Genomic DNA, 24007 nt, shown 5'->3' on the forward strand with positions numbered 1-24007 from the left:
TTTACCATACAGATAAGAACTGCGGACTTGCGAGTAAGCAGCCGCCCTCTTTTGCTAGCGGGCGGACTCCCGGGTTACTCCGTTACAGTCGGATGAATCTTACACCTTAACGGCACTCGTTGACTTACTGATCGCAACCTCAAGGTTTTTCACATTGCCGTTGAAAATAAGATCAATCTGGCAAAGGTTTGATTCCTCGTCAATCATATAATTGATGTCATCGCCGGATTGCACGATGGAATTCACAAACCCTTTGGCCGCTAGCCATTGGCTCTTCTGACTGCTTGGATTGTTGCTAAAGAACTTGACGATATTGTCATGCTTGAAATCGCTGGTCTGAAAACGCAGCATACGCTCAATGTAGCTGCTCACCAACGTTTTATATATGGAATCATAGCCATCATCGGTTAGTGCCAGGCTTCTCGCCTTATACACCGTAATCCGGCTGATCTTCGTACCCTGAACCTGGGCGTTCTCTGAAGAGAATACGAACCCAAAATTGTTACGGTTGATGGAATCCTTAATATTGTTGGTGAATCCGGAAATTTCCTTAGCCATCGTGGTAACAGCCTTCAAAGCATTTTCGCCTGCTTCGATATCGAACCTGACGCCCGGAAACTCCTTCTTCACGGATTTAAACGTCTCGCGCAAGTATTCCGGACATTGATATGCGGCAACCAACCCTGCTGCGACGTAGGACGCTCCGATATAGACTCCTTCAATCCACAGCTTGAGAATATCCTCTTTCTCTTTGGAAAGCTGCACACCGTCTTCCGTCTTCAGCATCTTGCTGTCAATGACGACGCCGGATTTATCCTTCGGAATGACCGTAAAATTCGGCATACACGGAATGGCGAACTCGCTATAATCCTTCCTTGTCAGTACTTCACACTTATCGATGTATCGGTCGATCCCCGATGTGGCCATACTGTTGAACGTCGTCAACTCACTGGTTTCGAAGTTGAAGAAGATTTGCACACGGTAAGGACGCACGGACTGGAGCAGAAGTGTCAAGGATTCAACCTGGTTGCCTTCTTTGGACTGAACAGCAACGTTACCTCTGAATCTCTCCCGTCGAACCTGCACATTGCCTGAGGCATTCTCCATTTGAATGGAAGGCACAATACCGAACCATACCGTATCTGTATAATCGTTCTTCGAGTTGACCGTGTTCAGGAACGTCTCCAGGCGCGGAATATTGCTGCTTTTCACCATCATATCCAGCTTGGCGTTTGTAATAAGCAGGCTTGGCATCATCCCTCGGCCTTTAGCCGTATATTGGTCGAAGAACATTTTCACGCCAAGAATCTTCTCAACGAGCGGCTTAACCGTTTTGACGAAATCATCTTTGGCCGATTTATAAAATTCCAGATAGGTGTTGTAGTTCTGAACCTCCTGCTCGACATTGACTTCCGTCTGTAGAGCCGGCAGCGGGCAAAACGTACGAACGACAAGGCTCTTTACATAATCCGTCGGATTCTCCGTAATGGCCTCATAGTCCTCCTGAAACACCGTCAATAGTCCGGTATTGCTGTCTTCGTTCGCAGCAGCCAACTGCAGCGCATCAGACTTCGGCGTCTCGACAATCTTCAGCTCACCCGTATCGCCAATCATCAGCATCCCGATTTGTACGGAATCCGTCTTATTGTCGCTTTGGGATTGCCCAAGAAGTAATCTTGTCTTGATATCGTCAATCGCAAGTGGAAGCATCGCCATCACATTGTTGTAGTTCTTGCTGGCATCCTCAAACTTGGCATTCAGCCTGTCCCCGATATCCAGCTTGCGCGGATCGCCGTCCTCGAGCTTCTCATATTCCGAATAGTAGTAATGAATTTCCTTTCGAACTTGACGAATATCGTCCATCACTTTTTTCGGCGAGATCATATCCAGCAGATTTTCAAATTTGAAATCCACATTGGCGATACCTTGACTGCGTTTTGTCTCAATCAACGTGAACAGCATTTTGAGAAAATCGTTGTTTTGATCGATCCGAATCTCGGAAATACAATCATCCGGGATCCCTTCCGGTTTATGAAGCGTATACATCACTTTTTGCGTGGACGCGTTATAAAAGGAGTACACCGTCGGACAAAATTTAACTAAAAACTCCTCAAAACTCTTCACCAACAGATGCTGGTTAATTTCCTTGATCTTCTCGTCACTTAAGCTGTCTATTCCAATGACTTCCCCTACAATGGTCAGTAAATCAAGTTTTTCCGGATTTATCTCCTCAAACAGCATCGTGCGGTTCGTTTGGCGAATAATATCCATGCACCCGGCCCCCTTCTTCCATTCGCAACATAAGATTTGCGTGTCCTATAATTTTCCAAATGGGAAACTTCGAAAACTAGCATAGGTGATACTAGCAAATGTTGTCAATAAAGCACAATTATAGGACAAACTACCCTTTGAAATGTAATTGTAAAGAAAACCCATGAAATTGAACTATGACTCCATTCCCATTTCGACAAATTCATCAGACAAGAAAGATTTTGCGACAATATCCTCATCGAAGTCACAAACCGTTTTTCAGTGCTTTTCACCTAAAAAGATGATTCTATTAAATTTTGATAAAATTTCCATCAAGTCGTTTTTTTCAAAAAAAATAGCCTATTCCCTCGAGTTTCAAGGAAATAGACTTGTTTGGATCGTATGATTCGGTGATAGATTTCGAAAGCTTTTCTCGGCTCGAACGGCCGTAATGAATGTTCGAAGCGAGGAAGGACGCTCCTTCGGGGACAGAGACAGCCCAGCCATGATGACCTTACCGAGCCGCGCAGATAAATGAGAGTTCAATAACTGTATGTCCCGAATAGGATCCTCAATAACCCTGTCTGCCACATCAGGCGGAACCATGCCGCTGGCTGCATAATACAAAATCGCCGATAGACTGTAATAATCCGACCACGGTCCTAAACGGGCTGATTTGGAATGAAATTCAAGCGGGGAAAATCCGGGCGTCGTCTGCAGCCTACGAGTTGATGCATGACGGTAATCTAGAGCCGACCCCAAGTCGATCAAGCAAGGCAGCCCCTCTCGCGTTACCAGTACATTGCCCGGCTTCAAATCCCTATGAATGATCCCCTTGTCATGAATATATTGCAAAGCTTCCAGGAGAGCAGGCACCGTGATCCCCCAAAACTTCGCCTGTTCCTGAGGAAAATTCCGCTCCTTGTACGTGCTCAGCGTCACGCCTCTACAGTACTCCGTCACGATATAGCCCGTGCCATTTTCCTGAAACTGATCGCGGTACTTGACCACATGTTTATGCTGCAGCCCCTGCAAAATCTGCCCTTCTTGGGCAAAATCATCCTGCCACTCGTCAAACGCCGGCTTTAGGCGGGGTCTGCTGCATACAACCGAGCACCCATCCACATCACGCAAAGCCATCGTCTTCGGAAAATACTCCTTAATGATCACCGTCTCCGACTTCTCTATATCTCGCCCCATATATACAATCGACAGCTCGCCGCAAGAAATAGGTCGGTGAATCTTGTAACGGAACTTCAACATGCGGCCTTTCGCTAAGCATCTCTCCATGTCTGCTGTACCCACATCATCCCCCGTTCATGGGCATAGCTTTTGGTTAATTGTCTGGCAACACCTGCGTTAGCCGCCATTATTTTAACATAATTGGCTCTTGGCGGGGAAGGGTTAGGGGAGAGGTGGTAGTGGTTACGAGGAGAGACCCAGCAGGAATCAAGGATTCCCTTTTATGCAAACCAAATAAAAACCAAAAAACCGCGCACAAAGATGCAGCAGCGGCGCGACTGAATAACACTTTTCTTTTATTCAATTCGTCCTTACATCTTGTCAGCAAAAGCATCAATGATCTTTCCAACCTCTGTCCAATCCTTCACTCTCGTTATCCTTTGATGTTGACACTCTTGATTATACGGCTTATCAATCAATAACACGTTGACACCCCCATCAGCTAAAGATAGAGCATGTGTTGGATGGTCTTCGATAAAAAGTGATACATCATTTAATTTTGCACATTCTAGCTTTCCATTCTCAAATTGTGATGCACATAGAGATGACTCAACTTTAAGATTATTTTCTTTAACCCACTTTTTTAAGGAATCCATCCATTCAACTGGTCTTCCAGTCATAATTGTAAATTTCACTTTATCGGCAAGTCTTGAAATTGTTTCTTTTATGAATGGATATGGTTCAATTTTATGTAATTCATCTTGATTACTGATAAAAAACCCTTTAAATTCTTCAAAAGTTTGCCCATAAAGTTCGGAAATCTCATATATAGTAACTTCGTCGAACATAATGTTACGATTGAGTTGTTTATTCAGCACTCTCACAATAGATTTCCTTGTATCTATTAAAGTATCATCAAAGTCCAATCCGATATGTATCACGAAGTTTCACTCTCCTACTAATATAAATTCCATATTTCAATTAGAAAGCAATGTTTTCTCAACTAAATCTTTAGGTTTTTACCCCCTAATAAATCATTCTTAGATTCAAATCCATTAAACTTCCAATATTTACATTTATTTCATTATATCATCAAACTTAAAGTAAAAGGCTATCTATGATTGATACTACTGTGTCTCTCCCCCAGACAAAAAAAAAAAAAAGGAACCCAGCCAACGGGGCCAGGTTCAAAAGTTTATATATTAAAAAGGGGGTCTTGTTTATTATATTACCTGACGAAGATTATGGAACCGTGACAGAAATATTTCATTTGTGTAACAAAAAAGTAAGCGTTATTTTGTCGGCTTGTGAAATTTCCGGTTGCACCTTGCGAGCTTCTGGCATATACTGATACTACTTAATTAGAATAATTCTAAATAAGAGATTAATTCTCATTCTCAATGGGTGCATAAGGAGGTTCACATATGGCTACGGATTACGATTACCACCATCTCCACCACGTTAAGGAACAAAGCAAGTCGAAGAAAACGCTCTGGATCACCCTGATACTTACTTCGTTCTTTACGATTGTCGAAATTGTCGGGGGCATCCTCTCGAATTCACTGGCGCTGCTTTCGGATTCGGCGCATATGATTTCGGATGTGATTGCGCTGGGGCTCAGTATGTTTGCGATTTACTTGGCGACACGCCCGCCTAATTCGCGGTTTACGTTTGGCTTTTTACGCTTTGAGATTGTAGCTTCGCTGCTAAACGGATTGGCTCTGTGCCTGATCGCGCTGGGTATCTTTATTGAAGGGATTCAGCGGCTTATTCATCCGCAGTCAATTGAGTTGGGGCTCATGCTCGGCATTGCTTCGATCGGTTTGGTGGTCAATCTGGTACTGACGCTTGTCCTGCACAACAGTGTGAAAGAGGAAGATAATTTGAATGTGCAAAGCGCACTGTGGCACTTCCTTGGCGATTTGCTCAGCTCGGTTGGAGTTATTATTTCTTCCATAGTCATTTATTTTACGGACCTGTTATGGTTTGACCCGCTCATCAGTATGGTCATCGGCGGCATTATTTTTACTGGTGGAAGCAAAATCATTAAGGAATCTTACCTGATTCTGATGGAATCAGTGCCGGAGAAATTCGATTTGGAGGAAATCCGCGGAACGATTCGCAACGTGGAAGGTGTCGAGGATGTGCATGAAATGCATCTGTGGGCGATCTCGACGGATCACTATTCGCTAACGGCGCATATTTTTATTGATCCTGCGGTGCAACCGTTCTGCATTATTCTTGCGATTAATGAAACACTGAAAGCCAAGTATGGCATTGAGCACGCGACGATTCAAATCGAGCATGCGAATATTAATCCGCACGGGGAGTATGGCAAGGAGTTCCTGAAGCATAAAGAAGAAGAGAAGCTGAAAACTCATCTGTCCCACTAAGGCAAAGACCGTTTCGAATCCATGGTAACGTGGAATAGAGACGGTCTTTTTTACACCCTGGTCGATTGACGCTCTACATATATAAGTGGCAGTCGAAGCTCATGACCGGTTGGTGGCAAGTACGTATGAAGCAGTTCCTCGCTCGTTTCGCTCAGGTCCTCTCCAATTTGCTGCATGAGAATGGCCGCTACGAGGTTCGTCTGAAGCTCAACGGGCATATCGAAGCTGCTGATGGACGGGTAACTGACTCCGGCGAAAAATTCATTGTCCATCCCGATCAGCCGAACTTCCTCCGGCACTCGGATTCCCCGCTCATGGCAAAGCGACAGCAGCTCCAAAGCCAGCGCATCGTTAAATGTATAGATACCGAGTGGTCCCCTGCCTTGACTAAGACGCAGCGCTTCATCCAGTGTACCTTCGACTCCTTGATCTCCCGCATCAATAACGGCATGCACCGCATTAGGCGCATAGGCACGAATGCCCTCCATGAAGCCTTCAATCCGCTGATCGTTGGCACCTAGTCCTTTTCTCCTGCCAGCATAGATCATGGAACTGCAGCCGCTCTCATGCAAACGTTTGACAGCTTCCCGCGAAGCCTCGGCAAAATCGAGGTTAACGGCCATGTTCACAATATCCTCAGGCCAGCCCCAACCATTAAAAAGAACTAGTGGCGTTCCTTCACCAACCACCTGACGCGTGGATTCCTTGGTCATCGCAAGGCCGTGGCAGACAAGTCCATCCACTCGGCGCTGCAGCAGCAGCTCGAGGTGTCTTTGTTCAAAAGAAGGATTCATGCCAGCTGCCGAAAATACGGATAGATGGTAGCCGAAGGCGAACACTTTTTGCTCAAGCATCTCCGCAAATCTTCCATAATATCCGCCGTAATGCGGGATGATGAGCCCGAGCTCATAGGACCTTCTCCGACTTAAGTTCGCAGCAGCCGCATTCCGGCGGTATCCGAGTTGTTGAACAGCCTCTTCTACCTTACGTATGGTTTCGCTGGCTAGCGGAACGTTTTTACGATTCAGTACGTTGGAGACAGTCGCTATCGAAACTCCCGCTTCTTTGGCTACATCTACGATGGTAGGTTGTTTAGGCTTGGTCATAGGACTCCTCCCTTTCATCTATTAGAACGTTTCAACTCATTGTATCTATAACGTTTCTCCTCGTCAATTAAGGACATTTTTCGCTATTTAGGTAGTGAGAATGTCCATGTAGTTATCGACAGATGGCGACATATATTTTTCGAAGATATTAATTAATTTCACTTATCTTGAAAAACTTTTCGTAGTTTAACAAAGAAAATAAGGGAAAACTCCACTTTACCCTGAATAAAGATTGCTTTTATCCACAATTTTCTATAATATAAAACTAAACCGTTTTCGAAATGTAAAATTTACGCCTTGATTCACGAAATATTTTTCGTGTTTTTCTTTTTATCTCGATGGAAACGGTTACAATTTTGTACGGAGGAGGGGTTCATGGACGACTTGATTTCGTTTTAAATGATACGACTGTGAAAACAACATAAGGAGGATGTATGTTTATGAGTAAAACGCTTCACTCACTGATCGCCTTCGTTCTGCTGTTAGCCCTCGCTCTGCCCACTTCTGCAAGCGCATTTAGCGGAGAGGTTCCTGCCGGGGCGGGCAGCTATTCCACGGTACTGCCTTCGGGTGCATCGGATGCGCCGTCCACGATTTACAAGACAAACTCCGTTACACAAAAAATGCCGACCAACGACTGGTGGAGCAGCTTGGCCTGGACCCAGTATTCGGAACGCATGTATCCGCATCCGCTCGCGGTTCGAAACAAGGCAGAAGGCTTTCAAGTCTACTACCCTACAATCACAGCCAACTCCGGTTGCATCTGCGGCTGGATGCCCGCTCCTACTGACGCCAACGGCAATGACGACTTCACCATCGGACACAGCGCACAGGCAACGTTCCCCGATGCTAAGGTCGACTCGTTTAATGACTGGTTCGTAACCTCATCCTTCACTAGTGGAGCGAACAGCCTGAAAGCCACCTACGGACACGGTTCTCCTTACGTCTACTTCACGTATGCGGGCGGAAATCCGAAGCTTACTTTCCCTTCGGCACCGACCATCTGGTCCGGCAATGCGAACAGCGCCGTGCTTGGTGTTACATTTAATGGCAGACATTATGCCCTGTTCGGACCCAGCGGCTCGACTTGGAGCGGCATCGGATCCTCGGTACTGACGAATAATCTGAACGGCAAGAACTATTTCTCCATTGCGCTTCTGCCGGATAACACAGCGGCTACACTGAGTAAATTCCAGCAGTACGCGTACAATCACATCACCAACACCACGGTCAACTACGCTTACAATCCTTCCGACAGCACGGTAACGACAACCTACACCTACACCACGACAGCAAAAGAGGGCACAGGCTCCGGCACGATTTTTGCGCTTTATCCTCATCAATGGAAGAACACAACCAAGACCCTGCTGAACTATACGTACAACTCCGTTCGAGGCACCATGAAGGTCGCCGAGGGCACTTCTTTTACAACCAGTATGAAGTTTACGGGCGTCCTTCCTTCCCTTCCTGACAAAGGCAGTTACAACAAAACAACGCTAGCCGGCTATGTGAATGAAGCGGAAGCACAGACTTACACAGGCGGTTCTGATACGTACTGGCTCGGCAAAGAAATGGGTCGACTGGCCACGCTTGCCCCGATCGCCGATCAGGTTGGAGACACCACAGCAGCCAACAAGTTCCGCGGAGATATCAAGAGCGACCTCGAAGACTACTTCAAGGCAAGCGATGCGAGCGGCAATTTGCAAACGCAGAAATTATTTTACTATAACAGCAATTGGGGCACGATGATCGGCTATCCATCCAGCTTTGGCAGCGCTGAGGAGCTGAACGACCACCACTTCCACTACGGCTATTTCATTAAGGCTGCTGCGGAAATCGCGCGTGTTGATAAAACATGGGCCAGCGATTCCAACTGGGGAGCCATGGTCAATCTGCTGATTCGCGATATTGCTAGTCCAAACCGCAATGATTCGATGTTCCCGTTCCTGCGCAATTTTGATATTTATGCAGGTCATAGCTGGGCATCCGGTCACGCCAACTTCGGCGACGGCAACAATAACGAATCCTCCTCCGAGGCGATGAATGCTTGGGCGGGCGTTATTTTATGGGGCGAAGCTACAGGCAACACATCCATTCGGGATCTTGGCATTTATCTGTACACCACCGAAATGAACGCGATCAACGAATACTGGTTCGATGTGAACGACAATACCCATCCAGCTGACTACACACCTTCCGTTGTCACGATGGTATGGGGCGGCAAAGGCGCTAATGGCACCTGGTTTACAGGCAATCCGGAGCAGGTTCACGGCATCAACTACCTGCCGCTTACCGCAGGACATCTGTACTTAACCCACTACCCTTCCTATACGGCCAAAAACTACAACGCCATGGCAGCGGAGAACGGCGGCACGAACTGGGATGCTTGGAAGGATCTGATTTGGATGTACCGTGCGATTTCGGATCCGACTGACGCCAAGAATCAGTTTAATGCAGGAATTGGTTCCCTGACGCCGGAGGAAGGCAACTCCAAAGCGAATACGTACCATTGGATTTACAACCTGGATGCCATGGGAAATGCAGACAAGAGCATTACCGCCAACTACCCGCTAGCCGTGGTATTCAATAAAAACGGTGTAAAAACCTATGTCGTCTACAACATGACAAACGCCAGCAAAACCGTCACCTTCTCGGACGGAACGACCGTCACAGCACCTGCAAACAGCTTCAACGGCGGCGGCTCGACGCCTCCTCCATCCGATACACAAGCACCTTCTGCACCAACCAATGTAACAAGCCCTGCCAAAACCAGCAGCAGCGTGTCGCTGTCATGGACGGGATCAACCGACAACGTGGGCGTAGCTGGTTATGAGATTTCACGCAATGGTAGCGTAGTAGGAACAACCGCTTCAAGCAGCTACACAGATAACGGTCTCGCAGCTAGCACAGCATACAGCTATACGGTAAAAGCCTACGATGCGGCAGGCAACCGATCAGCAGCAAGCGCAGCTCTGAATGTGACCACTTCCGCAGCATCCGGTGCGGATACACAAGCGCCAACCGTTCCGACCAACCTTGGTGCAACCAACACGAGCTCCAGTGTAACACTGTCATGGACGGCATCCACGGACAACGTTGGCGTCGCAGGCTATGATATTTTACGAGCAGGCATTCCGATCGCAACAACGACATCGACCAGCTTCACAGATTCGGGCTTAAGCAATAACACCAACTACATTTATTCGGTCAAAGCCTTCGACGCTGCGGGCAACCGTTCGGCGGCAACAGCCGATATCTATGTCACTACCGGCACCTCGAGCGGCGATACGCAAGCACCTACTGTGCCCGCTAGCTTGACCAGCACGTCCCAAACAAGCAGCAGTGTAACGTTAAGCTGGGCGGCATCGAGCGATAACGTCGGCATCACCGGCTATGAGATCCTGCGAAATGGAGCAGTAGTCGGCACATCCGCAACAACGGGCTATACAGACAGCGGTCTTACTGCAGGCACGGCTTATACGTATACGGTAAAAGCTTATGACGCAGCAGGCAACCGTTCGGCAGCAAGCGGCAGTTTGAATGTTACTACTCTTGCCTCAGGCGGTTCCGGACCGTTCACAACAGCCGATTATACGGCCGGTACGACGAAGCTTTCCGCATCCGAAGCGAAAATCTACTTCACGCCAAACGGGTACTCCTCCGCTTATGTCGATGTGCATTACAAGATTAATGGAGGCACACAGAGCAACTTCCGCATGACCAACAACTCCGGCACCTGGGAAACAACCGTTTCCGGACTGAGCACAGGAAATACGATCCAATACTGGTTTACCTACAATAAAGGCAGCGTTCAGTACGATACGGTTAGTTATACGCATACACAGTAAGAAGATAAAAACATCCCGGACGATGATTGATCGTTCGGGATGTTTGGTTGTTACAGCGGAAATGGAGGCTAAACATTATATACCAGTGTTAACATTAATTGCTCATTTATTATTCATTTCATCAATTGTTTGGTTTAGTTGTTTTAATTTCATTATGGTAGTATCTAGAAAGGCACCAATCTGATTTTCGTATTTTGAACCAACTTCATCTTGATTAGCTTCAATGTTATAAAGTGAAAGTTCGTTCGTTGAGTTTGTTTGTAAAATATTATTCAAATCAATCAATTGGTTGAAGTATTCTTTTGGGACCTCCTTCTTGCTTGAGTGAAGGTAGTCATAGGTTTTAGTCACAATAAATGTTATCTGATGATTAGCTTCTAATATCTTATTTTTGTTTTCGTCACCATAATTCCCCTTAGTAATTTTTAAAAATTCAGGTTCTAATTTCGCAAATATGTCTTTTTGAATATAAGAGCTATACCCTTCAGAATAAGTACGAAGAGTCTTCGTGTCTTCACTTTCCATATGACTAAGATTATTTAGATAAAAAATGTCATTAAACAATTGTTCTGAATAATATTTTGTTACATCGAATTCGGAATCCAATGAAATCATAATTTGTGGCTCTTTAGATTCACCTTTAAACTGACAAGCACTTAATAAAAAAGTTATAAATAAAATGCTTACTTTCTTCTTAAGCATAAATTTTCACCCACTTTAATGACAGAAAAAGCAAAGAACGTATCTCTGCTTTCTCATTTTAATTTTTAATTTTTAATTTACATATACGTTGGCTGTAGCTGACTTATCCCATTTCGCTTCAATGTTTGATGTATTAACTGTATAACTAACCCCAATTGTACCTGAGCTATACCAAGTCCAGTCGGCTGAACCTGTATACGATGTAGTCGTTTGCGTTGTCTCATAGGTATGTGTGTATTTAACACTACTTGTTGTACTTGTACTACTACTAGTTAGAGGACGAACAACCACCCATGAATAAGCTGTATAACCTTGAAGTGCATCTCTAAACCAATTATCTTTCAAATTAAACAAAACGGTACCATCATCACGTTTATCTGCATCTGCTAACCAGATTATTGGGTCACAACCACATAAACCCGTTGTTGCTTTTACTTCAGAATTAATAATATATTCTCCTGTACTGCCGTCATAATCAATATAGTTAGTAATCGCTCTATACTGTGCTTCAAGAGATTGTGTTGAAAATCCTTTGGTACTGCTAATCTCATTTCCATTTTCGTCAACATAAATTGTGTTGTATGACTTTGTTTCTATTCCTTGGGTCTTCTTATATTTTGTAATATCTTCTATTGATGAACCACTATCTCGCATTTGCTTTACATGAGCCATCACTTTTTGTAGTTTATCTTTGTCTGTTGTTTTTGTATCTGCAGATGCTGCAGGTGCTGCACTTGCTACTGTTGCAATTAACGATAACGAAATAATGGCTGATAGAAATATACTTATTTTTTTGAGTTTCATAATATCTAATCATCTCCATTCAATTTTTTACATTCGGACGACAACAAAGACAGCATATTAAATATCAATTCACCCCCATCATTTGAAAATCAAGATACGCAAACTTATTTCCATTAAATTGGTATTCTGGAATATTTTATTTCATTTTCGTTTTTTTGTAAACAATTTGCTTTTGATTATTTTTCAACCATGGTAATTAAACTAATACCAATCAAAATATAAAGTGTAAAATCATTTCTCGTTCCATTCGATGAGCATATGTCAGTTATTTATATTTTATAGACGTATTACTTGGCAGATTAGTTACATATCAATTATTGCTTAATTCCTAGACTGGGATTTAGACAGCAATTTCATTTCATTCTTGCGTGGATGTAGAGATGGACAGACCCGTAGAATTTATTCAAAAGTTAAGCGCTCATCTTACTAGCTTTTCGTGCCACTGCCAGCACGGAGGTCAACAGTACAATGGTGCTCAAATATTGGTGGGTGGTTACCTTCTGAATTCCCCAGACGTGCATGGCTTCTGCGGTCAATTGATTTTCACTCGAGAATTGCAATGCTCCACGCTTGTACGCTCATTGTAAAGCTTCTTCCAGCAATCGCTATCCTGATGAGGCGTGGAGTAACGGTGTAATTCACTCTTGGTATAGACTTTGACGACCATGTCATAGTTGGAGAACGAACAAGCAGCCATCCAAAGTGAGATACGTCACGGAAAAACCCATGAAGCATCAGGGTGTGCCATTGGATATACCGGCTGGTTCACCTACAATAAAGGCAGCGTGCAGTACGATACGGTTAGTTACACGCATACACAGTAAGAAAACAAAAACATCCCGGACGATGATTGATCGTTCGGGATGTTTGGTTGTTACAGGAAAAGTCGCGACTCTCAATAATTTGAATCTAGGATAGGAGAGTGCTAATCTTATGAAGTAGCTTTCATTACAAGTATCTGCTTGGTGGAGTAACTAATGAGGTGATTTATGACGACTTTGAATGCGAAAAGCATCATAGAAAATACCCTTTCCACTCTTCACAAACGAATCGACAATTATGATGGAACTTTATTAGTTCAACGAACGAACGGCTACTTAGGTGAATGTCGTTTCCAATTTCACGAACCTGCCAATCAAATCGATTTTAATCATTTCGAAGAACAGACGAATTGGTGTTTGCCTAGTGGTGTTCGTGCTTTTTATGAAATCCATAATGGCGCAAGTTTATTCATGCAAGAAAATGCAGTTCAATTTGATATATTGAGTTTAAATGGAATCGTAAATAATTATTGGGATTTCATACCAGAACATTGGTACCCTGTAGCTAGTCATTGTGATGGTGACACGTTGCTCGTGGATTCAAATCTAGTCAAACAAGGTCAAAATAATTGTCTCATTTGGTTTGAGTGTGGAGGTACTCTTGAACACGCCATTCATCTTCCAATTCCTTTTGAAGTTTGGTTTGACCGATTTATCATTTCACAAGGCGACCACTTTTGGTTATGGGGCACGCACAGATTTTATGAATAACTATTGCTTTAGGATTTATAAAACAAGTCTCAGTACTCCATGCTGCGGCTTTTTCACTTTTTAACGAGATATGGGGTTCAGCCAAATTTCAACTTGGAACATATACGTAAAGGACGTTCAGATGCATAAATAGCGGATTCTTCCTACTCATAGCTAATGACCGCTAAACATCATTAGCGGTCATTAGTATGACGAAAATCATCTATACACGTCCACTAAGTTCAGCAAGATTGGCAAACATGCATATCCGCTAATCCCTAGCGTATGAATCAGTCAAAATGTTCACGCTATCCCTATTAAAACTGATAAGGAATCACAATCTTGGAAGCCTGCCGCCTCCACCACCTTGACCAAACGAACATTATCGATGGTCACATCGTACGGCACTGACACATCGGCATCTCCCGCTTCTTTTCACAGCCCGATGAGCAGTTTTTTGCTGCTGGGCACGATTACATCCAGGATACGCTCGTACTTTTTCATGGTGCTGTCTACAGCAATGACTACTTTGTTCGCTACATCCTGAAGCTCTGCATAGACGTTGCGTGGCTGCGTTGATTTCACATCCATGGAAAGCTTGTAAGTACCGTATCCGGACTGAGCACAGGAAATACGATCCAATACTGGTTCACCTACAATAAAGGCAGCGTGACGATAATTGATCGTCCGGGATGTTTGGTTGTCACAGGGGAAATGAAGGGCTCGATAGTTTTCGGAGAAGAGTAGCGCAACGCGTCTGTTTGCCTAAGCTGACTATCTAACTACTTGAAGTTTATCACCTAAAACTTCCGACAATCGTGGAATAACTGTGTCAAAAAAATGTTCCCTGTTACTAGGCTTAATGTAAAGGACCATTCCATCATGCTCCTCTCCATGTTCCTCTGTGTAATCGAGAAAGTAGCTGAAATTTTCCACGTCTGTATTCCTCTTTACTATCGCACAGTTAAACCACCAATCAGTTAGGTGAAATGATCGTAGAATTTCTTCCTTTGAGTTTACCCGATACCATATTAGGTTTTTCAAATGCATTGGCCTTTCATTAGTCAACAGCCAGGTAGAATTAACATCGACTATACGGCTTTTCACAAAAGCTTGCGTGTTCTCGTCACGATCTTCTAGTGTGTAAAATGTTTGCATCTCGTGCACAGCGAAACCTATTTTATGTTGAATTTCCTCATTTAACTCATCCAAAGGGGTTTGTTTAAAACGAGTCATTAAGCTCTCCATCAAGGCTAGACTCGTTTTCGGATCGCAATCAGGCGCATAATGTTTTAATAATATTCCCTTCACTTTTTGGCTTATCTTAGGGTCAGGGATCATATCGGAGTGGAAAAACTCGGCTGATTGTTCAATCATATAATCCTTATGTGGATCCAAATTTATGTCCCAATTCGCGTACGAGAAAAGAATATCCTCATTAGGGCTTGAAAAAGCTAGAATGACATCAGCCATCGTTGCATAAACGCTTGGGCCAAATCCTAATTCGTAGCCTTGCTCCAACCGATAAGGAGAATCGTTCAAAAATAGCTTCAGGACTTTCCCTCCTCAAAAATGCTTTTATTATTCGTAAATTTTAGCTGCATAGTAACATTCATATCTTGTATCCATCCCTGCATTGCTTTTCCAGACGCCTATATTCTCGAATGTGATCAAGCTATCCTGCCCGATATTTAAACAAAACCAAGGAGCAGATGCCCACAACGAAAACAGTCTTTTACACAGTACACCTCGACATCACTCCACCTTAGGTAAAACATTACCTTGCATTTCTTTTATGATTTCTAAGAATTGACCAACTTCCTTGGATGGATGTAATGGATATATTAAACCATATGGAACTGCGAAATCTAAATCACTAGGGATCGTCACCAAGGATGGATGAATATCTGCCCAGGCCTCCAATGTTAACATAACCGTATTACTTTCCTCGCAGCGATTAAACACATCAAGATCATAGAGACGCAGAACATCCTTAATTTGTATTTGAGGATGTTTCATTTTCAGGAACTCACGCATGTCACGAATGACGGCACTATTCCCACCATTCACTACAGCCAATCTTTCCCCATACAAATCTTTGACAAAAAGTGTTTTTCTTGAAGCCAGTCTATGTTGCCGAGATACGGCAAAACAAACGCGGTAACTCCCCAGTTCGAGCACACGGTAATAATCCTTCAAGTTATCTGTAAGAAATGGCCCCGCAATGATATCGAGCGATTGGCCGATCATGCGGTGAGTGGTTGGGAGTGTATGTGCGTCATCTTCGAAATGAACGATGTTTATTCCGAATTGAGGGTATAGGTCGCTAATTCCATTCCACAAATCAATCAAAACCTTACAGGGGTTAAGCATAGAAGTACCCACTCGAACAATATGCCGATTGGTCTGTGCGGACTGATGCATGCGGATAAGAGATTCTTGAAAATACTGCAGCATATATTCCGCATCTTTGATAAAAGCTGTTCCTGCCTTTGTGAGGCTGACACCGTGGTTGGTACGGATAAAAAGTGGGATTCCGGCTTGCTTTTCCAAAGTATTCATTTGCTTCATCACAGCGGTTGAAGAAATAAAAAGCTTTTCGGCTGCCTTAGAAAAGCTTCCGGACTCCGCCACTTGAACAAACGTCTTCAGTTGCTCAATCATTCAGGCAAGCCCCTCCTTTTGTATAAACCATAAGTTAATACCATGCTAACTTATTTGAAATTCCGTATCAAGCTGCTAAACCGTAACATTAGAGAAGAACGAAAGAGAAAACAGAAGCTTTAAAAATACTACAAACAGGAACTATATTGGAGGAGAATACTATGGAAAACAAAGTCTGGTTCATTACAGGAGCCTCTCGCGGATTAGGGCGCATTTGGGCGGAGGCCGCTCTCTCGCGCGGGGATAAGGTTGCCGCGACCGCTCGCACACCGGAAAGCATCGCCGACCTTAAGGAACGTTTTGGAGACGCTGTTCTCCCCTAGCGCTCGATGTAACAGATTCCCGGCAGGTCGAGCATGCCGTTCAGCAGGCTCATGCGCATTTCGGCAGGCTGGACGTCGTCCTAAACAATGCCGGTTATACACTGGTCGGCACGACTGAGGAGGCTGACGAATCCGACGTCCGCGAACTATTTGACGCCAATTACTTTGGTACGCTTCGTGTCATCCAAGCTGCCCTGCCTCTGCTTCGACTACAGGGCAGCGGACACATTCTCGGCGTCTCAAGCGCCATGGGTATCGTTGCTGCGCCGCTCATTGGCTTCTATTGTGCTACCAAATGGGCAGTCGAAGCGCTGCACGATAGCCTCGCTCAAGAGGTTAAAAGCTTTGGCATTAAGGTCACGTTGCTCGAGCCGGGCGCCTTTGCAACCGACTTTGGAAGCCCCCTGTCCATGAAGACATCACAGGAATTGGAAGTCTACGCTGAACTTCGAAATCGAGTGTCCGTTCGTTTATCGACAGAAGAACGAGGCGACCCGAAGGCGACGGCCGAAGCGATTCTTCAGATCGTAGACGCCGAGGACCCACCTCTGCGTTTTGCGGTCGGCGCAAGGGTCTTGCCTTTGGTTCGCGGAGTCTATGCTGATCGTTTAGCGACTTGGGAGACATGGGAGGCTGCTTCGAACGGAGCGCAAGGAACGCCGATAAGCCACCGTTAGATTTGGAATTAACAGATGGTAAAGAAACAGGGGGCGGCTGCCTAGGCAGTCTGTCCCCTGTTTTTTGCAATGCTTCCAAACTGAGCCGATACGTAGACTTCAATTCAACTCTTCTGCCCGATAGCTTAATACCCCTTAATCGTGCATCTCTTTTTTGATGCTTTATCGATACGTTTTTTCAAACTGAAGCATCGTAGTAAAGGCAGATTCGATAAGTGTTTTTCTTGTGGCCAAATCCGCGAGCACTTTTTGCTGATCATTGTTTAAATAACGTCCATCTTTTGCGACAGTGGCTATGTACTGACAGAGACTTTCTATCTCCTCAAATCCCAAATAATAAATAGGCCGAAGTGCGATGATAAGAAGGTTTTGGGTTATATTGGTTCGAAACGGTGATATGGCAGCTAGCAGCTCTAAATAGCCATCCGCGGCACCTTCACAGTTTTGACTGGGAATAAAACACCCCACTTTAACTGTAATTTCATCATCTGACAAATTACATATCCCGTTTTCAAGTGTAGAGAGCAACTCGTCAATTTCCTCACGAGTTGTTTGATTGTGTGCTTTGTTATAGATGGTTTGCCACATCGTATATGTCATTTTGACCCAGTCCTTTACGCTGTTTTGATACATCTCAAAGCAACAATAGATCCTTCCATACATTCATTTTACCTCGTAAATAATACCAAACGAGCTTCTAAAACATTTCACCAAATATTGTAACTATCCTGCCCGCTAGTTGAGCGGAGCGCACCGAATCGAAAATAAGCTATGAATCGGTTCCATCGCCGCAGCGCTATCGTTTCTCGTTAGTTCCCGACCTATTTTTTACCCATCACAAACTTAAATAAGATGGCATGAACAAGAATCAAAAATAAAACCGAGCTAATCCACCAGGTCATTGGATGGGAAATACCTTTAGCCGTAATCACGTATGCACCATAAACGGATGCTAGAAACTGAAGGCTTGCCATTACCAGACCCGGATTCCATTCTCTATATTTAATTCCTGTAAAAATATGGGTAGCACAGTTCATCAAGCTAAAAATGACAATCAACAAACCAAAGCCGATATTTACGATACATAAAAGTCCGAAAATTAGGAACGCAAGCCATACTAGAATAATATTGATCCAAAACACTTTTTCATCCGTTAACGCCTCGTCACCCTCCGGCAACCCATTCACGACTCGATTAAAGTAATCCTTAAAGCCACCCGGCCAATAATGCTCCTCGGTTTGATGAAACAAATATAATGGGATGTTGATCAATGCCCAGAACATCGTATCGACAGGACTGAATGTCAAGAATAGCATTACAATGGTAATGGATCCCAACCAAGGTGTTAATTTAGCCCAATTTTGATTCTCTGCCCAATAATTCAGCATCTTACGTAATCCCTCCTTCCTGATTTATCAATTCTAAAAAATATATTCGGTTAATTAATTTATTTTCCTATACATAATTCCCGTTACTTCAAAGAAAAAGGGAACAGATGTCGGTTGCGGCGATCTGCTCCCTGGTTATTCAACTATCGTTCCCAGTTAGCGTAATCAGCCAAATGCCACGAAGCGTGAATGCAGTGTTATGCAAAGGCCCCCTTCGAGCTATTTCCAAAATTTATATGTCCGCTCCTTAAAAGGTTACAATCACTTTTCCTTCGGAGTGACCAGTTGAAACTTTAATTAAAGCCTTGTTAATGTCATCAAAATTATAAACTGAATCTATAGCCGGCTTAATATCTTCATCCTCAACTAACTTCGTTAGTTCTTGTAATTGCCTGCCATTGGCGGACACGAATAAGAAGCGATACTCTTTATTCTGTTTAGCTGCTAATCGATCTAAACGAGCACCTACTAAACCAAATAATAGCTTTTTCCATATTGGAAAGTTATTTTCAACAGCAAAGCGGTAATTGGGTAAAGCCTTCAATGAAACCAATTTCCCATGTGGTTTGAGAATAGCAAGTTCCGTTTTAATTTCTTTTATCCCTAAAGTATCGATAACATAATCGATATTAGATAGCAAATCATAATAATTTTCCTCTTTATAGTTAATGAATTGATCAGCGCCGATGGACAGAGTACGTGATCTACCTCTTTCACTGCCGCTCGTAATCACATATAACCCCATCGATTTGGCAATCGGGATTGCCATCGTACCAAAACCGCCGGTTCCTCCAGGAATAAATAGCTTTTTATCGGGCTGAACATGAAGTACATCATGCAAGGCTTGATATGCAGTCAAAGCCGTGAGGGGTACCGCGGCGGCCTCAATAAAAGAAAGGTTTTTAGGCATAATGGAAATCGCCCCCTCATGGACTGCCGCGTACTCAGCAAAAGCTCCAATTTTATTCATTGGCAGCCTCGTATAAACGAGATCTCCAACCTTGAATTTCACAACATCTTTTCCAACAGCCTCAATAACGCCGGATAGTTCGTTTCCTAAAGTTAAAGGGAAGTCATAATCGGCAATCATGCGAATACTCCCATTTAAGATAAGAATGTCTAAGGGATTTACACCCGCCGCTTTTACTTTGATAAGAACCTCATGGTTATTGATTTCCGGTATTTTTATATTGTTTATTTCTAATTGGATTTGTTTCGAATATTTTTTCATTTGTGCAGCTTTCAATTATTCATCTTCTCCTTTTCTCATTTATCTTATTTCCACATTCGTATTTTGGAAAAATTGATGGCGTACTTTAACTTGTACGCCATCATATAGCAATATCCATGTTGTTCTTTACTGTTGTTGAGATTGAAGTTCTTTCATCGTAGGATAATCTGTGTAACCCTCACTTCCGTTGCCAGAGTACAATGTATTACGATCAGCTTCATTCAAAGGAAAGCCTTCTTTAAGACGTTCAACTAAGTCTGGATTAGCTAATGACCATACCCCGACTGGCGCCATATCAGCAAGGCCATTATCAATATCTACACTAAGATCATCTAGAGACCGTCCAGCTCTATTGACTAATAAAGGATTTGGCCAGATGTTGCGAATTTCACGGAGCAGTGTTTCGTTCCCTAAATGCATAACATGGAGGTAAGCTAAATTATATTGAGCTAATTCTTTTACAAGGTGAAGATATACTTCAGGGCCGTGTTCGCCCTCATCAATTCCGTTAAGAGGTGTTCCCGGCGAAATACGGAAACCTGTTCGTTCTGCTCCAATTTCTTCAACGATTGCTTTTGTTACTTCAATTGCAAAGCGAGCACGGTTCTCTATCGATCCACCGTATTTATCCGCCCGTGTATTAGAATTCTCCCCGAAAAATTGATTAATCAGATAACCATTGGCTCCGTGAATTTCAACGCCGTCAGCACCTGCTTTAATTGCTGCCGCTGCTGCTTTCCGGAAGTCTGCAATTGTCGTCTGGATATCCTCTTCACTTAATTCTCTTGGAACGGGTATTTCCTGCATCCCTTTTGCCGTAAACATTTCTTCACCGGGTTTGATCGCAGATGGTGCAACGGGTTGACGATGATGTGGTGTATTGTCGGGGTGCGAAACACGACCGACATGCATTAATTGGATAAAAATAAATCCACCTGCATCATGTACCGAGTCCGTAACCTTTTTCCAACCTTCAATATGTTTTTCCGTATAGATGCCCGGTGACCTTAAGTAACCTTGTCCATCATCAGAAGGTTGTGTGCCTTCACTAATAATTAAACCCATCGATGCTCTTTGTGCATAATAATGTGAAGTTAACTCTCCCGGCGTACCATCCTCGTGCGCTCTACTACGTGTCATTGGTGCCATCGCTAACCGATGGGGTAATTCCAGATTGCCAATTTTCGTTTTGCTCCACAGTATTTCCATTCTTAATAACCCCTTTTTGAGTTTGGTCTATTTTATTAACTCCAATGTTTTTTCAATTATCGCTCCACTTTAGCCTGTGCGGATCTGACCGCATTTGTCATGAGCTTACGAGGCAGCAACCGCGGCAAGAACGCCATGAACTTGTTGCGCCCCCCTGTTATGATTAAAGTCTTGCCCCGCAAGAATTCGCGATATCCTATGTCAGCCACCTGTCCAACCTCCATGACGCCGTTTCTAAACAACTTTGAGGTGGTCAGCCCAGCACGATCGACGAAACCTGTGGCAGTTGGCCCCGGACAGAGTGCGGACACAGTCACGCCCGTGCCACGCAACTCATTCTCCAAAGCCTCAGTGAACGATAGTACGTATGCCTTTGTCGCGTAGTAAACCGCCATAAGTGGTCCTGGAAAAAAAGCAACCAATGAAGCCACATTCAGCACGCCCCCTTGGTGCCTTTTGACCATATCCGGTAAGAACACCTTCGTCATTACAGTCAGAGCCTTGATATTGATGTCGATCATATTCATCTCTTGCTCTAGCTGTGTCTCTAAGAATTCACCGTACAAGCCGAAGCCCGCATTATTAACAAGAAAGTCGACGGTAATCCCTTTTTCTTTAAGCTCCCAGTAGATTTCCTCTGCCACCCCAGGTAACGCAACATTTTTGGCGATGTATGTCGTTTGGACATGGTACTTTTCCCGATATTCCCTCGCGAGTTCCACGAGCTTGTCCTCGCTGCGTGCGACTAATACCAAGTCATATCCGTCTTTGGCGAAACGATCCGCCAGCTCTTTTCCAATTCCGCCCGACGCTCCGGTAATTAGCACAGTTTTGTTCATCATTTAAGCTGTGGGTAAATAGCAGCTACACCGCCAGCGAGAGCACGCTGGAGTTGACGGCTCGGTTCATCAGCAAGAATTTCAAAGCTATCGGACTCTATTCCATCAATTGCAATTTTTGCAATATCAGCAGGGTTGGACTTCGGAGCTTCAACCCCTGATGTCATGTCTGTATCCATAAAGCCCACATGCAAGCCAGCTACTCTTACATTTTGAGGATACAGATTTAAGCGCAACTCGTTCGTCATTGCCCAAGCTGCTGCCTTTGCAGCTGAATAAGCGCCTTCACTTCCCCCAATACTGAACCATGATAATGCCGAAAGAATATTCAGTATGGATCCTCCCCCATTATTAATAAGAATAGGTGCGAAATTGCGAATCATGGATAATGTGCCAAAGAAATGCGTATTAATTTCCAACTGTATTTGATCGAGATCACCGTCAAGCAAAGTAGCGCCTGTAGCCGAGCCTGCATTGTTGATCAGAAGCGTAACATCTTTAGCGGCCATAGCAGCTGCAGCTACCTCTTGAGGGTTGGTAATATCAAGCTTTACAGGAATTGCACCGGGAATGTCAATGGACTTCGGATTTCTGGCTCCGGCATACACCTTAGCTCCTCTGGATAGAAGTTCAAGGGCGAGATGGCGACCAAAACCTCGATTCGCGCCAGTGACAAATGCAACTTGTTGTGAAATATTCATGTTCATGTGCTCCTTTTATTGTATTTTGTTTATGAAATTGTTTTTAAAGCTATTCGCTCTGCGTTTTGATCTGTAGTATACGGTAAGCGAGTTATTGCTCGATATCCGCCCCTTATTGGGAACGATCATTCTTGATATTGCAAAAAAAACTGCATGCCTTATCCTGTTGTTTTTGTGTTGTGCTTAAAGCAAAGCTTTAGGGCTTCTTTCTGCGATTCCTTTTGAGAATGATCATTCTAAAATAGGTATAAAATAAATAGATCTGAAAGAGCATGAATTAGCATAAGGGTGACTTTTTGCATCTGAACTGACTACACTCATTCTTCCAAAAGTTTCATCGAAATATGACTAATGCGGTGAAGCTTTTCTTTGGAAGCCGAGGTTCTTGCCATTACCCTTAACCCTATCCATACATTATGCAGGTATTCCGCCAATTCCTCAGCATTGTAAGTGGAGGTGAATTCACCTTCACGCTGTCCCCAAAGAATAATCTCCTTGAGCACTTGCTCTGCTGTCGTGAATGATTTCGTGGACTTGTTGTCGACCTCGGCGTCGCGCGCCGCCAATTCTACGGCCGAATTCACCATTAAGCACCCGGCTGGCGAGTCCTCATCCCCGTCGATCATAAAACTAAAAATAAACTGTAATGCCTCCGATGCAGTCTTGGAACGTTTAACCCCTCCAGCAAGCGCGGCGCTGATTTTGTCGTCAAACCGGTCCATCGCTTTTAGGAACAGATTGTGCTTATCGCCAAAAGTATCATACAAGCTTCTTCGATGAATGCCCATATGCTCAACCAACTCGGTCATGGACGTTTTCTCGTACCCCTGCTCCCAAAAGAGCCTCATCGCCTTATCCAAGACCTCTTTCTCTTCAAACTCCTTGCTTCTCGCCATTCCCATCTCCCTCCCTCAAGTAATATAACATATTGAGAACGATCAGTAAAGAAATCGTCATATGGCATTATATTCCTACTGAGTCAGTTGTTCTATACTTCCACATATTGGAACTATCCTGCCCGTTAGCTTAACGCTAACGTCAGTCTTTCCTTAGTCTACAACTATATTTTCCAACCTTAGAGTAAAAAGAATCCGCTGATTATACTTCTGAACGTCCTTAGCGTATATTCTCCGAGTTAAAATGTTGGCTGGACCCCCCATATATCTTAAAAGGTAAAAA

At 44.0% G+C, this 24007-nt stretch carries 21 protein-coding genes and 2 pseudogenes; 6 read left to right on the forward strand and 17 right to left on the reverse strand.

The genetic code is table 11. The features are described from left to right. Positions 1-99: 99 nt before the first annotated feature. From L0M14_RS21235 to L0M14_RS21245, 3 genes are all read right to left on the reverse strand, one after another. Positions 100-2271 (reverse strand): transcriptional regulator, encoded by a 2172-nt coding sequence (locus L0M14_RS21235; RefSeq protein ID WP_235118567.1) that lies wholly within the window; start codon positions 2269-2271, stop codon positions 100-102. A gap of 354 nt (positions 2272-2625) precedes the next feature. Next, entirely contained in the window at positions 2626-3555 is a 930-nt protein-coding gene (locus L0M14_RS21240) for a serine/threonine protein kinase (protein ID WP_235118568.1), read from the reverse strand. A gap of 248 nt (positions 3556-3803) precedes the next feature. Continuing rightward, the gene (locus L0M14_RS21245) at positions 3804-4373 is read right to left on the reverse strand and encodes a 5' nucleotidase, NT5C type (RefSeq protein WP_235118569.1); all 570 of its coding nucleotides are present in this window, start codon (positions 4371-4373) and stop codon (positions 3804-3806) included. A gap of 483 nt (positions 4374-4856) precedes the next feature. Here L0M14_RS21245 and L0M14_RS21250 point away from each other — a divergent pair, with 483 nt between their 5' ends. Further along, positions 4857-5825 carry a cation diffusion facilitator family transporter gene (locus L0M14_RS21250; protein ID WP_235118570.1) on the forward strand — a complete coding sequence of 323 codons (969 nt, stop codon included), beginning with the start codon at positions 4857-4859 and terminating at the stop codon, positions 5823-5825. Positions 5826-5875: 50 nt separating this feature from the next. Here the strand turns inward: L0M14_RS21250 and L0M14_RS21255 are convergent, their stop codons facing one another. Then, entirely contained in the window at positions 5876-6931 is a 1056-nt protein-coding gene (locus L0M14_RS21255; RefSeq protein WP_235118571.1) for a LacI family DNA-binding transcriptional regulator, read from the reverse strand. A 440-nt stretch (positions 6932-7371) separates the two neighbouring features. Here L0M14_RS21255 and L0M14_RS21260 point away from each other — a divergent pair, with 440 nt between their 5' ends. Beyond that, the gene (locus L0M14_RS21260; protein ID WP_235118572.1) at positions 7372-10779 is read left to right on the forward strand and encodes a glycosyl hydrolase; all 3408 of its coding nucleotides are present in this window, start codon (positions 7372-7374) and stop codon (positions 10777-10779) included. Between the two features lie 102 nt (positions 10780-10881). Here L0M14_RS21260 and L0M14_RS21265 read toward each other — a convergent pair whose 3' ends face one another. The 3 genes and pseudogenes from L0M14_RS21265 to L0M14_RS32360 all read right to left on the reverse strand — a co-directional run. Continuing rightward, a complete protein-coding gene (locus L0M14_RS21265; protein WP_235118573.1) occupies positions 10882-11481 on the reverse strand; it encodes a hypothetical protein in 600 nt (199 codons plus the stop codon). 72 nt (positions 11482-11553) lie between these two features. Further along, a complete protein-coding gene (locus tag L0M14_RS21270) occupies positions 11554-12285 on the reverse strand; it encodes a hypothetical protein (RefSeq protein ID WP_235118574.1) in 732 nt (243 codons plus the stop codon). 410 nt (positions 12286-12695) lie between these two features. After that, positions 12696-12988: pseudogene (locus L0M14_RS32360) on the reverse strand (transposase); the annotation flags it as partial. A gap of 286 nt (positions 12989-13274) precedes the next feature. On the opposite strand from L0M14_RS32360, the gene L0M14_RS21275 reads away from it, so the two are divergent. After that, the gene (locus L0M14_RS21275) at positions 13275-13817 is read left to right on the forward strand and encodes an SMI1/KNR4 family protein (RefSeq protein ID WP_235118575.1); all 543 of its coding nucleotides are present in this window, start codon (positions 13275-13277) and stop codon (positions 13815-13817) included. A 414-nt stretch (positions 13818-14231) separates the two neighbouring features. Here L0M14_RS21275 and L0M14_RS21280 read toward each other — a convergent pair whose 3' ends face one another. Next, a complete protein-coding gene (locus L0M14_RS21280; RefSeq protein ID WP_235118576.1) occupies positions 14232-14438 on the reverse strand; it encodes a hypothetical protein in 207 nt (68 codons plus the stop codon). Here L0M14_RS21280 and L0M14_RS32255 point away from each other — a divergent pair. Beyond that, positions 14415-14543 carry a hypothetical protein gene (locus tag L0M14_RS32255; RefSeq protein ID WP_405031112.1) on the forward strand — a complete coding sequence of 43 codons (129 nt, stop codon included), beginning with the start codon at positions 14415-14417 and terminating at the stop codon, positions 14541-14543. The two genes, L0M14_RS21280 and L0M14_RS32255, sit on opposite strands and share 24 nt — an antisense overlap. A gap of 27 nt (positions 14544-14570) precedes the next feature. Here L0M14_RS32255 and L0M14_RS21285 read toward each other — a convergent pair whose 3' ends face one another. Both L0M14_RS21285 and L0M14_RS21290 read right to left on the reverse strand, forming a co-directional pair. Next, complete coding sequence (locus tag L0M14_RS21285) at positions 14571-15338, reverse strand: hypothetical protein (protein ID WP_235118577.1); 768 nt, start codon at positions 15336-15338, stop codon at positions 14571-14573. Between the two features lie 213 nt (positions 15339-15551). Then, positions 15552-16460, reverse strand: coding sequence for a LysR family transcriptional regulator (locus L0M14_RS21290; protein ID WP_235118578.1), 909 nt, complete (start codon positions 16458-16460; stop codon positions 15552-15554). A 161-nt stretch (positions 16461-16621) separates the two neighbouring features. Here L0M14_RS21290 and L0M14_RS21295 point away from each other — a divergent pair, with 161 nt between their 5' ends. Further along, a complete protein-coding gene (locus L0M14_RS21295) occupies positions 16622-16783 on the forward strand; it encodes an SDR family NAD(P)-dependent oxidoreductase (RefSeq protein WP_235118579.1) in 162 nt (53 codons plus the stop codon). A 44-nt stretch (positions 16784-16827) separates the two neighbouring features. Further along, positions 16828-17460 (forward strand): annotated as a pseudogene (locus tag L0M14_RS21300) (SDR family NAD(P)-dependent oxidoreductase); the annotation flags it as partial. A 162-nt stretch (positions 17461-17622) separates the two neighbouring features. Here L0M14_RS21300 and L0M14_RS21305 read toward each other — a convergent pair. The 7 genes from L0M14_RS21305 to L0M14_RS21335 all read right to left on the reverse strand — a co-directional run bounded on the left by L0M14_RS21305 (position 17623) and on the right by L0M14_RS21335 (position 23724). Further along, the gene (locus L0M14_RS21305; protein ID WP_235118580.1) at positions 17623-18123 is read right to left on the reverse strand and encodes a hypothetical protein; all 501 of its coding nucleotides are present in this window, start codon (positions 18121-18123) and stop codon (positions 17623-17625) included. A gap of 158 nt (positions 18124-18281) precedes the next feature. Beyond that, positions 18282-18848, reverse strand: coding sequence for an HXXEE domain-containing protein (locus L0M14_RS21310; protein ID WP_235118581.1), 567 nt, complete (start codon positions 18846-18848; stop codon positions 18282-18284). Between the two features lie 247 nt (positions 18849-19095). Next, positions 19096-20094, reverse strand: a complete 999-nt coding sequence (locus tag L0M14_RS21315; RefSeq protein WP_235118582.1) for an NADP-dependent oxidoreductase — start codon at positions 20092-20094, stop codon at positions 19096-19098. Positions 20095-20205: 111 nt separating this feature from the next. Further along, the gene (locus tag L0M14_RS21320; RefSeq protein WP_235118583.1) at positions 20206-21288 is read right to left on the reverse strand and encodes an alkene reductase; all 1083 of its coding nucleotides are present in this window, start codon (positions 21286-21288) and stop codon (positions 20206-20208) included. Between the two features lie 56 nt (positions 21289-21344). Then, positions 21345-22130, reverse strand: a complete 786-nt coding sequence (locus L0M14_RS21325; protein ID WP_235118584.1) for an SDR family NAD(P)-dependent oxidoreductase — start codon at positions 22128-22130, stop codon at positions 21345-21347. After that, positions 22127-22828: an SDR family oxidoreductase gene (locus tag L0M14_RS21330; protein ID WP_235118585.1), complete on the reverse strand. Its 702-nt coding sequence runs from the start codon at positions 22826-22828 to the stop codon at positions 22127-22129. Before L0M14_RS21330 ends, L0M14_RS21325 begins: the two co-directional genes overlap by 4 nt. A gap of 317 nt (positions 22829-23145) precedes the next feature. After that, positions 23146-23724 carry a TetR/AcrR family transcriptional regulator gene (locus L0M14_RS21335; RefSeq protein ID WP_235118586.1) on the reverse strand — a complete coding sequence of 193 codons (579 nt, stop codon included), beginning with the start codon at positions 23722-23724 and terminating at the stop codon, positions 23146-23148. Positions 23725-24007 lie beyond the last annotated feature (283 nt).

This window comes from Paenibacillus hexagrammi, assembly GCF_021513275.1.
In the GTDB taxonomy this organism is placed as follows: Bacteria; Bacillota; Bacilli; order Paenibacillales; family NBRC-103111; genus Paenibacillus_E; species Paenibacillus_E hexagrammi.